The sequence below is a fragment of the Brachybacterium sp. NBEC-018 genome, from assembly GCF_024860185.1.
GTDB lineage: Bacteria > Actinomycetota > Actinomycetes > Actinomycetales > Dermabacteraceae > Brachybacterium > Brachybacterium rhamnosum.
Window position 1 is genome coordinate 3326949 of record NZ_CP100650.1, and the last position, 14575, is coordinate 3341523.

Genomic DNA, 14575 nt, shown 5'->3' on the forward strand with positions numbered 1-14575 from the left:
GACCCCGACACCAGGAGATGACCATGACGCACCGCATCCTCGTCCTCGGAGCCGGCTATGCCGGCGCCATCGCCGCCGGCTCCCTCGCCCGGTGCCTCCGCCCCTCGGAGGCCCGGATCACGCTCGTCAACGCCGCCCCGGACTTCGTCGAGCGGGTGCGCCTGCACGAGCGCGCCGTCGGCCGCGAGCTGCGCCATCGCCCCCTCGACGCGATGTTCGCGGGCACGCCGCTGGACCTGCGGATCGCCCGGGTGGACGGTCTGGACGTCGGGGCGCGGCAGGTCTCGCTCGACGACGGCACGGACCTGCCTTACGACTCCCTCGTGCTCGGACTCGGCAGCTCCTCCGCCACGGTCCCGGGCGGCGCGGGCGCCCTCGCGCACACCGTCGGCGACACGGCCTCGGCGCTGCGGCTGCGCGACGACCTCTCCGCGCTGCCGGCCGGAGGGCGGGTGAGCGTCGTCGGGGCGGGGCTGACCGGCCTCGAGCTCGCCACCGAGATCGCCGAGTCCCGTCCCGACCTGCGCCTCACGCTCCACACGGCCCGTCCCCTCGGCACGGGGCTCTCGACCCCGGCGGTCCGCCATCTGCACCGGGCCCTGGCTCGCCTCGGCATCGCGCTGCGTGAGGACGAGCGGGTCGAGGGCATGGACGAGGAGAGCGTGCACCTGGAGGGCGGGGGTCGCCGCCCGGCGGATCTCGTGGCGTGGTCGGGCGGCTTCGTCCCGAGCCCGCTGGCGGCGGCGAGCGCCCTCGACACCCATGCCGACGGCCGGGTCCTCGTGGACCGCTCCCTGCGCTCCCTCTCCCATCCCGAGGTGCTCGCCGTGGGGGACGTGGCCCGCGCCGAGGGGAACGGCGGGGCGCCGCTGCGCATGTCCTGCGCCTCGGGGATGCCGATGGGGTGGCAGGCGGCCGAGACGCTCGTGGCGGAGCTGCGGGGGCGCCGGGCACGCCGGATGACCTTCGCCTATGTCACGCAGTGCATCAGCCTGGGCCGCCGCGACGGCGTGATCCAGCCGGTGCACGCCGACGACTCGCCGCGGCGCACTGCGCTGACGGGACGTGCGGCGGCCCTCACGAAGGAGTCCGTGTGCCGCAGCGCCGCGTGGGGCGCCGCCCATCCGACCTTCGGGTACTCGGTGCCCACGGGATCCTCCCGCTGAACGGCCGCCGGCCTGAGGCGATCAGGGATGCTCGGCCGGCTCGTCTCCCTCGTCTGACGCCGACGGGGTGAGCGTGATCGTCCCGCTGTCCAGGAACGACGGATCCGCCGACGGGCCGAGGTGCTCCGTCGCCCCGGACTCGTGGGCGATCTCGATGCCGTCGGCTCGCTCGTTCTGCCCCGGGAACACCTCGGGCAGCGACGGCGCGCGCCGCAGCCGTGGCCTCCGGCTCTCCTGCTCCTGCATGGTGCCCCCTCCCCCGGCCCGCTCGGTGCCGTGCCCTGCGGCGCCGCCCCGGTCCCCGGGGCGGCGCCGCCCGTATGGCCGGCACCCTACCCCCGGGGACGGGAGCCCGATCAGGTCGCGGCGGCGTCCATGAGGCCGGCGATGATGCGGCCGACGGTCGGCGCGTCCAGCGCGCGCCCCCGCTCGTCGGTCAGGTAGAGCACGTCGATCGCGCGCTGACCGAGCGTCATCACGTGCGCGCTGCGCAGCTGCAGGCGGTGCACCGTGATCGTCTCCGCGACGTCCGCGAGCAGGCTCGGACGGTTGCGGGCGTTGACCTGCACGACGGTCGCCTCGCTCGAGGCGCCCGGCAGCAGGGTGACGACGGGCGTGTCGTCCGTGGTGCGGGGCGGCGGGGCGGGCGGCAGCTCGAGCACGCGGGCGTCCGCCCGGTCGCGGTGCTTGAGCTCCCGGTCCAGCGCCTGGCGCAGCACGGTCGGGTGCGGGAGGTCCTCCTGGGTGCCGGAGACCCACCAGGTGTTCACCGCGATCCCGTCCATCGTGACGACGACGGCGCTGCGCACGTCGATCCGCTGGCGGGCGAGCACGCGTGCCATGGCCGCGAACACGCCGGCGCCGTCGGGCGCGCCCAGGCAGATCTGCGAGATCGGCTCGTCCTCGGTGGGCGCCGGGTACAGCACCTGCGCGCTGCCGCTGCGCTCCACGGAGGCGCGCACGGCCTCCTGCACCGATCGCTGCGGCGTGAGCAGCAGGCGCGGGGCGGGAGAGCTGCCCGTGAGGGCGTCCCGGGCGAGGTCCGTGAGGTGGTCGACGAGGGTCGAGCGCCAGGTGGACCAGGCGGCGGGGCCGGCCGCGATGGCGTCCGCCTCGGTGAGCGCGCGGAGCAGCTCGAGGATCGTCGGGTCGAAGCGGATCTTCGTCAGCAGGTCCTGGAGCGTCGCCGGGTCGGCGAGGTCGCGGCCCGTCGCGAGCGCCACGAGGGTCAGGTGCTCGCGCACGAGGGTCGTGATGGTGCGCGTGTCCGTCTCGTCGAAGCCGAGGTGACGGGCGGCGGCCTCCGCGAGCGGAGCGCCCTCGGCGGCGTGGTCGCGGGCGTCGGCCCGCTTGCCGAGGTCGTGGACGAGCGCGGTGATGAGCAGGAGGTCCGGTCGGGCGACCTTCGGCAGGAAGCGCTGGACCTCCTTGACCGTCTCGATCTGGTGGCGGTCCACGGTGAAGCGGTGCACCGCGGAGCGCTGCGGGCGGTTGCGCACGTCGTGCCAGCCCGGCACCCAGCGCTCGAAGATGCCCTTGACGTCGAGGGCCTCGTAGACGTCGGCGATGTGCTCCCCCGCGAGGGCGTCGACGAACACGTCCCGCTGGGCGGCGGAGAGCGGACGCTCCGGGCTCTGGGCGATGCGGTCCAGGGTCGCGTCCGCGAGCGGCAGGCCCGTGGTCGCGGCGTGACGGACCGCGGCGAGGTCCCGCAGCGGGTCGGTGCCGCGCGGGTCCACGGAGATCTCCCCCGCCTGCACGATCACCCCGTTGCCGACGCGGGTGATCGCGGGCCGGCGCTCGGAGCCCTGGCCGCGGGTCGAGGAACCGCCGGGGGCGACGGCCGCCTCCGCGGCGCGGATCGTGCGGTGCAGCTCCCAGCTCACCGCGCGGGCGGCCTCGGCGAGCACCGCGAGGTGGTCGTCCGCGGTGGCGTGGCCGGTGAGCGCGGCGACCGCGTCCTGGTCCGCGCGGCCCAGCCGCGTCCCGGACTTCCCGGTGACGGCCTGCAGCGCGTCCCGCGCGTCGAGCAGGACCCGGGCGGCGGAGTCGACCACCGCGTGGTCGTGGTCCGCGAGCCAGCTCTCCGCGATCGCGCGGATCACGGTCACGTCCCGCAGGCCGCCGCGATCGGACTTGAGGTTCGGCTCGGTGGAGTGGGCGAGGGGGCCGTACCGGTCGGAGCGGTCGTGGGCGAGGTCCACGAGCTCACCGATGCGGCGTCGCGCACCGCGCCGCCACTGCCCGCGCACGCGGTGCGCGGCGTCGTCCACGAGATCGGCCTGCCCCGCGACGAGCCGCAGGTCCAGCAGGGAGATCGCGGCGCGGAGGTCCTCACGGGCCACCTGCTCGCACTCGAGCGGACTGCGCATCGCATGGTCGAGGGAGGTGCCGGAGTCCCAGATCGGGTACCACAGGGCGCTCGCGAGCCGGGCGGACTCCTCGGCGCTCATCACCTCGGTGTCCACGAGGAGCACGAGGTCCAGGTCGCTGCCGGGGCCCAGGTCGCGCCGACCCAGCGAGCCGATCGCCGCGAGCGCCGCGCCGGACGCGGGGGCGCCGGCCCCCTGCCAGAGCTCGATCAGCCAGGAGTCGACGAGCGACGCCTGATCGAGCCTGCGCTGGGGGCCGGCGGTGGGATCCGCGAAGCCGGCGTGGAGGACCTGGGTCAGCCGGCGGCCGGGGAGCTCCTCAGAGGGCATCCGCGTCCCGCTCACCGGTGCGGACACGGACGACGGTGCCGACCTCGGTGGTCCACACCTTCCCGTCGCCGATGCGGCCGGTGCGGGAGGAGGCGACGACGAGGTCGATGATGTCCTTCTCGTCGGCGGGATCGGCGAGCACCTCGACCTTCACCTTCGGGATGGTGTCGATCGTGTACTCCGCGCCGCGGTAGACCTCGGTGTGACCGCCCTGGCGGCCCCATCCGGCGACCTCCGTGATGGTCAGACCGCTGACCCCGTACTCGCGCAGGGAGTCCGTGACCGCCTGCAGGGCGTGCGGCTGGATGATGGCGGTGATGAGCTTCATCGGGCGTCTCCTGCGGTGGCGGGCTGCGGGTCCTCGGTGGTCGACGAGGTGGGCGCCGAGCTGGTCGGCGCGGCGGGGGCCGCCGGCGCCGGGACGACGCGGTCACGCCGGGTGATCAGCGAGCTGCCCAGATCGTATCCGGACTCCGCATGGTGGGTGATGTCGATGCCGGCGGCCTCGTCGGCCTCGGAGATCCTCCAGCCCATCGTGTACTTCAGGGCCAGGGCGATCACAAGGGTGAGCACGCCGGAGAAGACGAGCGCGGAGGCCGCGACGAGGATCTGCACCAGCAGCAGGCTCACGCCGCCGCCGAAGATCAGGCCGCCGTCGGAGGCGAGGACACCGATGAGCACGGTGCCCACGAGGCCGCCCACGAGGTGGACGCCCACGACGTCGAGCGAGTCGTCGATGCCGAAGCGGTACTTCAGGCCCACGGCGAGGGCGCAGGCGATGCCGGCGACGAGGCCCAGGACGATCGAGGTGACCGGGTTCAGCGCGGCGGCCGCCGGGGTGATCGCGACCAGGCCGGCGACGACGCCCGAGGCCATGCCGAGGCTCGTCACGTGGCGGTCGCGGATCTTCTCGATGAGCGCCCAGCCGAGCATGGCGCCCGCGGTCGCGACGGTCGTGTTGACCCAGGCGAGGCCCGCGGTGGCGTCGGCCGTGCCGGCGGAGCCGGCGTTGAAGCCGAACCAGCCGAACCACAGCAGCGCGGCGCCGAGCATGACCAGCGGCAGGTTGTGGGGCTTCATCGGCTCCTTGCCGAAGCCCTTGCGGGCGCCGACGACGATCGCGAGGACGAGGCCCGCCATGCCGGCGTTGATGTGGACCACGGTGCCGCCGGCGAAGTCGACGGGCTCCGCGATCGAGGCGAAGATGCCGTCGGCGCCGAGCAGGCCGCCGCCCCACACCATGTGCGCGAGGGGTGCGTACACGACGAGCACCCACACGAGCGCGAAGACCATCCAGGTGCCGAACTTGACGCGGTCGGCGATCGCGCCGGAGATCAGCGCGGTGGAGATGATCGCGAAGGTCATCTGGAACCCGGCGGCGACGAGGAAGGGCACGCCGCTCCCGGCGAGGATCGACTGCTCGTCGGTGCCGGAGAGGCCGAGGAACTCGAGCGGGTTGCCGAGGAGCCCGCCGATGTCGCTGCCGAAGGCGATCGAGTAGCCGCCGAGGACCCAGGCGATCGCGACGACGGCCATCGCCCCGAAGGACATCAGCATCATGTTGAGGACGGTGCGCGCACGCACCATGCCTCCGTAGAACAGGGAGAGACCGGGGGTCATCAGCAGCACCAGGGCGGCACTGACGAGGATCCACGCGGTCGCCCCCGTGTCGAGGGTGAAGGGCTCCATGTCGGCTCCAGAGTGTTCAGTGGGCGGTGCCGGCGCGCCTGCGCACGGCCCCGTCCGACCGGATCGGTCGTGTGTCTCATGGTGTGAGCACTGCCGAGATTCGCCTATGCCGAGAGGGCGCCGTGATCATTCCGTGATCCGGCGATCCGCTCCGTGGGACCGCGCGGGAGCGGCCTCCGACGGCTCCCTAGCGTCGAGGAGCCCCGCCGGGACCGGCGGGGCGACCCGTCATGAGGAGAGCAGACCGTGGAGACGAGCACCCGCCTGGACACGAGCATCCCGGGGCGCCACGCCGCCGAGGTCGTCGAGCGAGGGGTCGGCCGACGACGCCTCATGGCGATCAGCGCGCTCATCGGAGGCAGCTCGGCGCTGCTCGGCGCGTGCGCCCCCTCCACCGGGACCCCGACGCCGACGGCCACGGCCTCGGGGACGGGCGCCGGGTCGATCCTCCAGCCCGGCTCCGGGGAGATCGCGGGCGACCACTACCTGCCCTCCGAGCCCGACTCCGTGCTCTGGGGCTACGTGCCCACCACCTCGACCGCGCCCGTGCTGCAGATGGCCTCGGGCACGACCGTGACGATCGACGCCGTCTCCCACGAGGGCATCCTCGAGGACCAGGGCCGCGACCCGCTGGCGTACTTCGGCGGCCACGGCGTGGAGCGCAGCTCGGTGCTCGAGGACGCCGTCGCGATCGCCGCGGACTACGACCGCACCCCGCGCGACTTCGTGCTCGACGGGCCCCACGTCGTCACCGGCCCCGTCTTCGTCGAGGGCGCCGAGCCGGGCGACGTGCTGAAGATCGAGACGCTCGAGGCGACGCCGCGCGTGCCCTACGGCGTGGTCTCGAGCCGCCACGGCAAGGGGGCGCTCGGCTCCACGAAGGACGGCGGCGCCCCCGAGGGCATCACCACGGAGCAGGTCATGCCGCCGCTGGGCACCGATGCCCGGGACCGGCCCGATCCCGCCGACTGGGGTGACGTCTCGACCTTCACCCGCATCGAGGACGGCCGCGGTGTCATGGACTTCGACGGCGGCTCCGCCCGGTTCCCGCTGCGCCCCTTCATGGGGATGATGGGCGTCGCCTATTCCGACGCCTCCTCCCCCACCGATCCCACGGCGAACTCGATCCCGCCCACCCTGGGCGGCGGGAACATCGACATCCGCCTGCTCGGCGAGGGCTCCACCTTCTACCTCCCGGTGCACACGGAGGGGGCCCTGTTCTACGTGGGCGACCCGCACCATGCGATGGGCGACGGCGAGGTCGCCCTCACGGCCATGGAGGGCTCCCTGCGGGGCACCTTCCGCCTGACCGTCTGCAAGGAGGGAGCCGGGGACGCGCCCTCGGTCGCGCACCGCTACCCCTTCGCGGAGACCGCGGACGCCTGGATCCCGATCGGGCTCTCCGACCCCGACGGGAGCACCGACGGCCAGGGCAGCGACCTGGACGTGGCCATGCGCACCGCCGTCGTCAACGCCCTGGACTTCCTCGAGCAGGATCGCGGCATGGACCGGGCGACCGCCTACGCGTACCTCTCCGCCGCCGCGGACTTCACGCTCTCGCAGGTCGTGGACCGCACCGTGGGCGTGCACGGCGTGATCCCCAAGGCGCACTTCTCCTGAACGGCCGCGAGGGCCGGTGCACACCCTGCGGTGCGCACCGGCCCTCGCCGGATCCGTGGCTCAGTCGCCCAGCAGGGCGTCCACGAAGGAGTAGGTGTCGAAGGGGGTGAGGTCGTCCATCCCCTCGCCCAGGCCCACCATCTTCACGGGCACGCCGAGCTCGCGCTGCACGTTGACGACGATGCCGCCCTTCGCGGTGCCGTCGAGCTTGGTGAGGACGATGCCGGTGATGTTCACGGCCTCGGAGAACACGCGCGCCTGCTGCATGCCGTTCTGGCCGGTGGTGGCGTCGATGACGAGCAGGACCTCGGCGACCTGGTCGCCGTGCAGGCCCTTCTCCGCGACCCGGCGCACCTTGCCGAGCTCGTCCATGAGGCCCTTCTTGTTCTGCAGGCGCCCCGCGGTGTCGATGATGACGACGTCGACGCCCTGGTCGATGCCCTGCTTCACGGCGTCGAAGGCGACGGCGGCGGGATCGGCGCCGTCCTTGTCCGAGCGCACCGTGTCCACGCCCACGCGGGAGCCCCAGGTGGCGAGCTGGTCCGCGGCGGCGGCGCGGAAGGTGTCCGCCGCGCCGAGGACGACGCTGCGCTCCGCGGCCACGAGCACGCGGGCGAGCTTGCCGACGGTCGTGGTCTTGCCGGTGCCGTTGACGCCCACCATGAGGATGACGGAGGGGACCGTCTCCCCGTCCGGCGCGGTGCGCACGGTCGCGGCGATCCGGCGGTCCAGCTGGGGGTCCACGAGGCCCACGAGCTCCTCGCGGAGCACCTCGCGCACGGCGGCCGGGTCCTCGGTGCCGAGCACCTGGATACGGCGGCGGAGGTTCGCGAGCAGCTCGTCGGTCGCGTCGGGGCCGAGGTCCGCGAGCAGCAGCGTCTCCTCGATCTCGTCCCAGGTGGACTCGTCGACGGTGGAGCGGGTGAGCAGCCCGAGGATGCCGCGGCCGATCGATCCGGAGCGGGAGAGCCGGTCGCGGAGGCGGACCATGCGGTCCTGCGGGGCCTCGGGGGTCTCGATGACCGCGACCGACGGGCGCTCGGTGGTGGGGGTGCCGGCGACGTCCTCGACCGGGGCGGCCTCCTCGGCGGTCCCGTCTGCCGGCTCCTGCTCGGCGGGCTCCGCGGCATCGGGCTCGGCGGCGGTCGTCGCGGGCTCCGCGGCGGTGGGCTCGTCGGCGCGGGTCGTCTCGTCGCCCGCCGGAGCGGCGGCCTGCTCGGGCGACTCGGCGGTCGGGGCGTCCTCGGCGGGGGCGGCGGGGGGCGCCGCGGGCTCGGCCGGCGCGGAGAGCGTGTCCGCCCAGGTGGGCGCCGCGGGGCGCTCCTTCGTGGCGGTCGGCGCACCGGTCGAGGAGGAGGTGCCCTCGGGGCCCTGCTGGTCGTCCGTGCCGGCGTCGCGGCCTCGGCCGCCGCGGCCGCGCAGCACGGCCCAGGCGCCGGCGCCGATCACCAGGAAGGCGCCACCGCCTCCGGCGATCAGGGCGAGGATGTCGTTCGGATCCACGGGTCACCTCCGAGGTCGGGGAAGCCGGTCGAAGCGGCGGGCCAGCGGCCAGTCTAGGCGGCGGTCCCCGGGAGACGTCCCGGACCCGGGATCAGGAATCCGCGGTCCCCGAGCGCTCGGAGACGTCCGTGCGGGAGGTGCGCGAGCTGTGTCGCGCGGCGGAGCGGCGCTCCGCGCTCGCCTGGAAATAGGCGGCAGGATCCCCGTCGCGGTCACCGCGCAGGTTGGGCAGCGCGACGACGGCGAGGATCACCAGGGCCACCACCAGGGCGACCAGGAGGAAGACGACGGTCACCAGCGTCATGGTCATTCCCACATTGTGCACGCCGAACCCGCCCATGACCGGGAGATCCGGGCGGGCGCGGCGCAGTGCGACGGAGTTCTCATCGCGCGGAGGGCGCGGGTGCGCCCGGGACGGTTCGGATCAGCCCAGCTCGGGGAACCAGATGCCGATCTCGCGGGCGGCGGACTCCTCGGAGTCGGAGCCGTGCACGAGGTTCTGGATGACGGGGAGGTCCTGCTCGCGGGCGAGGTCGCCGCGGATGGTCCCCGGGGCGGCGGCGGTGGGGTTGGTCGCCCCGGCGAGGGAGCGGAAGCCCGCGATGACCTCGACGCCCTCGACGACGAGGGCGACGAGCGGGGCGGCGCCCATGTACTCCACGAGGCCGGGGTAGAAGGGCTTGCCCTCGTGCTCGGCGTAGTGGGCGGCGAGCTCCTCGGCGGTGGCGGTGCGCTGGGCGAGGGCGACGATGTCGTAGCCCTTCGCCTCGATGCGGCGGATGATCTCCCCGCGCAGGCTGCGCTGGACGGCGTCGGGCTTGAGCAGGACGAGGGTGCGCTGTGCGGTCATGGCACCAGGGTACCGGCGACGCGGACCGGGACGGCCGACGCCCCTCCCCCGACGCCGGGCGCCGGGGCGACGGAGCTCAGCGGTCGGCGTCCTCGGCGCCGTCGGCCCCGCGCTCGGCGAGGACCCGGGCGTCCACGGCGTCCTTCTCCGCGTCGAAGCGGTGCCCCGCGACGAGGCCGTAGACGTAGAGCAGGGCGAAGAAGGTGCCGACCACCCACATCAGCCCCACCTGGAGCCCCAGCAGGATGACGGGCACCTGCAGCACGACGCCCAGCAGGTAGGGCCACGCGCCGCGTCGCAGCAGACCGCCGCACGCGACGAGCGCGAGCACGGTGAGCAGGCCCCAGGTCCAGGTGAGGGCGCGCTCGTCCGGCACCAGCTGGTGCGCGACGAGGACGGCGAAGAAGACGACGACCGCCTCGACGGTGAGCGTCGTCGCGGCGAACATGCGCTGGGCGCCGTGCGCGCGCCCCGAGGGCGCGAGCGCGGCGAGCGGGGAGCGGCGCGGCGCCCCGGCGGTGCGGTCGGCCATGGTCACTCCCCCTCCGCGCCGAGCAGCTCGCGGACCTCGGCGGCGAGGGTCACCGACCCGGCGACGACGATGCCGCCGAACTGGTCGCCCTCCTGCTCGGCGAGATCCACCGCGAGCTGGATCGCGTCGGGCAGGCTCGCGGTCTCGACGACCCGGTCCTCGTCGTCGAACACGTCCCGGGCGAGGTCGGCGAGGACGTCGGCCGGGATGGCGCGCGGGGAGGAGGACGCCGTCACGACGACCTGGTCCAGGAGCGGCTCGAGCACGGCGAGGATCTGCTCGGCGTCCTTCTCCTGGAGGATGCCGACGATGCCGACGGTGCGGGTGAAGCGGAAGTTCTCGCGGACTGTCGCGACGAGGGTCTCCGCGCCCGCGGGATTGTGGGCGGCGTCGACGATCGTGGTGGGCGACTGCCGCACGACCTCGGCGCGTCCCGGCGAGGTCACCGTCGAGAGCGCGGCGGAGAGCATCTCGCCGTCCAGCGGGATCGTCCCCCCGCCCAGCAGCGCCTCCGCGGCGGCGACCGCGAGCAGCGCGTTGCTCGCCTGGTGCTCGCCGAGCAGCGACAGGAACACCTCCTCGTAGCGACCGGCGATGCCCTGGATCGTGAGCATCTGGCCGCCCACGCCCGGGGTGCGGGCGATGACGCCGATCTGCTCGTCCTGCACCGCGGCCTCCGCGCCGAGCTCCGTGACCCGCTCGCGCAGCACGTCCATGGCCTCGGGCTCGACCTGCGCACCGAGCACGGCGATGGCGCGCTCGGTGAGGATCCCGGCCTTCTCCCCCGCGATCAGCTCGATCGTGTCCCCCAGGTACTCCTGGTGGTCCAGGCCGATCGGGGTGATCACGGCGACGTCCGGGTCCGCGACACCGGTCGCGTCCCAGGTCCCGCCGAGGCCCGTCTCGACGACGGCCACGTCCACGGGGGCGGAGGCGAAGGCCTGGAACGCCATGGCGGTGAGGTACTCGAAGAAGGTCAGCGGGGGGCCGCCCGCCGCGGCGGACTCCTCGTCCACGATCAGCGCGAAGGGCAGGACGTCCTCGTAGGCCTGGACGAAGCCCTCGTCGTCGATCGCCTCGCCGTCGATCGCGATCCGCTCCGCCGGGGAGTGCAGGTGCGGGCTCGTGGTGCGGCCCGTGCGCAGCCCCGCCTCGCGGAGGATCCGCTCGAGGATCCGCGCGGTCGTGGTCTTGCCGTTCGTGCCGGCGATGCGCACGGTGCGGTAGGAGCGCTGCGGGTCCCCCATGAGCTCCATGACCCTCCGGATGCGGGAGAGGTCCGGCTCGATGCGGTTCTCGGGGGCACGCCGGAGGAGCGCCGCGTAGACCTCGCGCAGCTCGGGAGAGAGGACCCGATGGGACTTCGGGGGCACGGAGGGGCTCCTTCGACGGCTGAGCGGGACGCCCGCCAGTCTACGAGGGCGGCCCCGGCCGCCGGCGGTGCGGGACCGGCCGTGTGACGAGGCGGACCCCGCGGCCGTTCCTCCCCATCGCCCCTGTGTCCACACGGGGAGTTCTCCCCATGGGTCGACGGCGGGCGCGACCGTAGCCTCGGCCGGGAGCACAGCACCCGGGACCGCCCGGGTCGGGAGCGAGGAGGCGCACGATGAGCCAGCTGCAGGTCACGCTCGAGGAGGCCGCCGCCCGGGCGGTCGCCGGCGGCGTCCCTCCGGAGCATCTCCACCCCGTGTACCGGGCCCTGCTGGACCGTCGCGGCGACCCTGCCCCGGCGTCCCCGTCCCCGGGCACGGCACCGACCGGGGCGAGCGCCGGCGCCGGCTCGCCCGGGGAGCTCGCGCTGATCACCGCGCAGCTGACCGCACGGGCCCTGCTCGTGCTCGCCGTGACGGACCATGAGGGCACGCGTCGACTGCGGGTCGCGCTCGCCCCGCAGCGGATCACGCTCGAGACGTCGCACGGGGCGGGGCCCGCGCTCCTGGAGCAAGCGGCGCTCGAGGTGCTCCCCGAGAGGATCACCGCCCTGCTCACCCGGGCGGGGATCGCCCCGTCCGTGCCCCGGCAGGAGGTGGGACGCGAGGAGGAGGCGCTGCGCCTGACCGATGAGCAGGTCGCGAGCGCCCGGGAGTCCCTCGCCCGCGGCGTGGCCCCGGAGGTGGCCTTCGGCTCCCTCGATGATCTCCCCGTCCCGCTGCGGGACGCGCTCACCGCGCGGGGCCCTCGGCTCGCGGCCTCCCTCACGCTGCACGACCCGCGCCACCGCGCCCTCGCGGGGCCGGTCAGCTGGTCGCGGCTGTGGGTGCGCGGTGAGCACGGCCTGTACCGCACCGACGCGAGCGACGCTCCTCTCGGCCCGGTCCTCCCCGTGGGCGACGGGGACGTGGCGGGCAGTCTACTGGCCGTCATCGAGGAGGGCGTGCGCTTCGCCGCCGCAGCGACGGCCGGACCGACCTCGGGTGAACGGCGATGAGCGCGTTCTGCGGCATGGACACCGCGCAGGTGCGCGACCATGCCCGGCACCTGCAGGACTCCTCGGCCCAGGTCGAGCAGATCCGACTCCGGCTCGACGCCGCCGTGCACGCCGTCGCCTGGGAGGGCGAGGACGCCCACGCCTTCCGGGAGCGCTGGGAGCACGTGGCCACGACGCGCCTGCGCGACCTCGGCGAGGAGCTCTCGGCGCGGTCGCTCCGCTCGCTCGCGGAGGCCGACGCCCAGGACGCCGCCTCCCGCGGCGACGCCGGGCTGCCCGGCGAGGACGCGCCCCGGTCACCGGGCGCGCCTGGTCCCGGGACGGACGGTCCGGGCGCGGGCACGGGTGAGGGCGACGGCCTCCTCCCGGACCTCGCCGGCGCCGCCTCCGAGGCCCTGGGGCACGGGTGGGATGCCGGCATCGACCTGCTCGAGGGCGGGCTCGACATGCTCGGGGTGCGCACCGAGGGCATCGCGCAGTTCCAGCGGGACGCCGACCACCTGGGCGGGATCCTCGAGGACTGGGTGACCGGCGAGCGCGTGCCCACCCTCGCCGAGCTGGGCGCCGCCTCCCTGCTCACCGCGGGATCCGCCGGGGTCGGCCTCTACGAGGCGGCGACCGGGCAGGACACCCCGTTCCTCGACGACCGCCCCGGCGGCATCGTCACGGACGTCCGCACCGAGCCGCTGCCCGACGAGGGACCGCGGACCCTGCAGGACCTCGTGGTCGCGAACGACGCCCTGCGACCGGGGGGCGCGGCCGCCGTCGAGGCCGGGCAGATCGGGATCCAGCGGATCCGGCCGGCCGACGGCGGCGAGAGCGTCTACCTCGTGCAGGTCCCGCCCACCGAGGGATCCGGGATCACCGAGGTCCCCGGCGCCTACGGCGGCCAGGGCAACTCCCGCGACTGGGGATCGAACCTGCGCCTCGTCGCGGGGCAGGACCCGGCCGCGATGGACGACGTGCGCGCCGCGCTCACCGCGGTGCAGGTGCCGGACGGCGCCGAGGTCATGATCGTCGGCCACTCCCAGGGTGGGATCATCGCCAGCCATCTGGCCGCCGATCCCACGTTCAACAGCGCGAGCGGGGCGCCCGGCACCTACGACGTCACGCACACCTTCTCCGTCGGCTCCCCGATCCAGACCGTCGTCCCCGCCCAGGCCGGCACGCAGAGCGTGAACGTGGGCCATGAGGCCTCGCTCGGCGCGGGCGGGTTCGGCGGCGACCTCATCGCGGAGACGGACCTCGGCGGGCTGCAGGTCGACGGTGGGCACCTCACGGCGCCGAACCGGCACGAGGTGACGCTGGACCCGTACCCGGGCACGAGCTGGAACCCGGTGCCGGTGCTCGAGCGGAACCACGACACGGTGGGGCCGGGGCGGGACCCCGATCTGGGCTACGCCGGCAGCGTGGGCCGGGCGACCGCGGGCGATCCCACGCTCTCGGCGCTGCAGCGGGACCTCACCGGCACGTACCTCGGCGAGGGGACGGAGGTGCTCTCCTCCCAGGTCGTGACGGTGGGACGCGGGGAGCCGTGACAACGGGCGGCACGTGGCGCGTGCCCGGGAGCCGTGCACGGCGCCGGGGCACAGTCCGTGCGCAGGGGGGACGCGGGCGCTCAGCCCTCGAAGTCGGACAGGAGCACCCCGTCGAGGCGCCCGCGCTCGGCCTCGAGCTCCGGGCGCAGGTCCCACATGTCGTACTCGGCGCCCGAGGCGTCGAGCAAGGTGATCTCCCCCGCCTGCCGGTCGCGCTGCTCCTCGCGACCGCTGTGCTCGTAGGCCGCGGCGACGATCGCCGCCATCACCGCGCCGTAGACCTCGAGCGCCTCCTCCGAGGACGCGGCGGAGGTCTCGACGCTCCCGCGCACGTACCGGCGGAACTCGGCCTCGAAGCCGACCTCGAGGCCGGCGGAGGTCACGCCGTCGACGTCCTCGGCGGCGCGGTTCAGCGCCTTCTCGAGCGAGCCCTTCCCCAGGCCGCATCCGCTCAGCAGCAGCGCCGCCGCCGTGGCGGCGCCGCCCAGGAGTCCGCGTCGTGCCACCATCATCGCCTCCTCGTCCGGTCCTGGTCCGAGCATCGCAT

The 14575-nt window shown here is 74.7% G+C and carries 14 protein-coding genes; 4 read left to right on the forward strand and 10 right to left on the reverse strand.

The window, feature by feature from the left end; all coding sequences use genetic code 11:
• Positions 1-23 precede the first annotated feature (23 nt).
• Complete coding sequence (locus NLU66_RS15115; RefSeq protein WP_259360439.1) at positions 24-1166, forward strand: NAD(P)/FAD-dependent oxidoreductase; 1143 nt, start codon at positions 24-26, stop codon at positions 1164-1166.
• A gap of 21 nt (positions 1167-1187) precedes the next feature.
• Here NLU66_RS15115 and NLU66_RS15120 read toward each other — a convergent pair whose 3' ends face one another.
• The 4 genes from NLU66_RS15120 to NLU66_RS15135 all read right to left on the reverse strand — a co-directional run bounded on the left by NLU66_RS15120 (position 1188) and on the right by NLU66_RS15135 (position 5557).
• Complete coding sequence (locus NLU66_RS15120) at positions 1188-1412, reverse strand: hypothetical protein (RefSeq protein WP_259360440.1); 225 nt, start codon at positions 1410-1412, stop codon at positions 1188-1190.
• 110 nt (positions 1413-1522) lie between these two features.
• Positions 1523-3868, reverse strand: coding sequence for an HD domain-containing protein (locus NLU66_RS15125; RefSeq protein ID WP_259360441.1), 2346 nt, complete (start codon positions 3866-3868; stop codon positions 1523-1525).
• Positions 3858-4196, reverse strand: coding sequence for a P-II family nitrogen regulator (locus NLU66_RS15130; protein WP_137771304.1), 339 nt, complete (start codon positions 4194-4196; stop codon positions 3858-3860). The genes NLU66_RS15125 and NLU66_RS15130 overlap by 11 nt, the downstream gene beginning before the upstream one ends.
• Complete coding sequence (locus NLU66_RS15135; protein WP_259360442.1) at positions 4193-5557, reverse strand: ammonium transporter; 1365 nt, start codon at positions 5555-5557, stop codon at positions 4193-4195. Before NLU66_RS15135 ends, NLU66_RS15130 begins: the two co-directional genes overlap by 4 nt.
• Positions 5558-5803: 246 nt before the next feature.
• On the opposite strand from NLU66_RS15135, the gene NLU66_RS15140 reads away from it, so the two are divergent.
• Entirely contained in the window at positions 5804-7177 is a 1374-nt protein-coding gene (locus NLU66_RS15140) for an acetamidase/formamidase family protein (protein WP_416232164.1), read from the forward strand.
• Positions 7178-7237: 60 nt separating this feature from the next.
• Here the strand turns inward: NLU66_RS15140 and ftsY are convergent, their stop codons facing one another.
• From ftsY to NLU66_RS15165, 5 genes are all read right to left on the reverse strand, one after another.
• Entirely contained in the window at positions 7238-8680 is a 1443-nt protein-coding gene (gene ftsY / locus NLU66_RS15145; protein ID WP_259360443.1) for a signal recognition particle-docking protein FtsY, read from the reverse strand.
• 91 nt (positions 8681-8771) lie between these two features.
• On the reverse strand, positions 8772-8990 hold the full coding sequence (locus NLU66_RS15150; protein WP_259360444.1) for a hypothetical protein: 219 nt from the start codon (positions 8988-8990) through the stop codon (positions 8772-8774).
• A gap of 114 nt (positions 8991-9104) precedes the next feature.
• Positions 9105-9530, reverse strand: coding sequence for a nucleoside-diphosphate kinase (gene ndk, locus NLU66_RS15155; protein ID WP_259360445.1), 426 nt, complete (start codon positions 9528-9530; stop codon positions 9105-9107).
• Between the two features lie 76 nt (positions 9531-9606).
• Positions 9607-10062, reverse strand: coding sequence for a DUF4233 domain-containing protein (locus NLU66_RS15160; protein WP_259360446.1), 456 nt, complete (start codon positions 10060-10062; stop codon positions 9607-9609).
• A 2-nt stretch (positions 10063-10064) separates the two neighbouring features.
• Complete coding sequence (locus NLU66_RS15165) at positions 10065-11435, reverse strand: bifunctional folylpolyglutamate synthase/dihydrofolate synthase (RefSeq protein ID WP_259360447.1); 1371 nt, start codon at positions 11433-11435, stop codon at positions 10065-10067.
• Between the two features lie 233 nt (positions 11436-11668).
• Between NLU66_RS15165 and NLU66_RS15170 the strand changes: the two genes are divergently transcribed.
• Both NLU66_RS15170 and NLU66_RS15175 read left to right on the forward strand, forming a co-directional pair.
• Positions 11669-12490, forward strand: coding sequence for a hypothetical protein (locus NLU66_RS15170; RefSeq protein ID WP_259360448.1), 822 nt, complete (start codon positions 11669-11671; stop codon positions 12488-12490).
• Positions 12487-14028 (forward strand): WXG100 family type VII secretion target, encoded by a 1542-nt coding sequence (locus NLU66_RS15175; protein ID WP_259360449.1) that lies wholly within the window; start codon positions 12487-12489, stop codon positions 14026-14028. The genes NLU66_RS15170 and NLU66_RS15175 overlap by 4 nt, the downstream gene beginning before the upstream one ends.
• A gap of 80 nt (positions 14029-14108) precedes the next feature.
• On the opposite strand, the gene NLU66_RS15180 is transcribed toward NLU66_RS15175, so the two are convergent.
• On the reverse strand, positions 14109-14537 hold the full coding sequence (locus NLU66_RS15180) for a hypothetical protein (protein ID WP_259360450.1): 429 nt from the start codon (positions 14535-14537) through the stop codon (positions 14109-14111).
• Between the last annotated feature and the right edge of the window lie 38 nt (positions 14538-14575).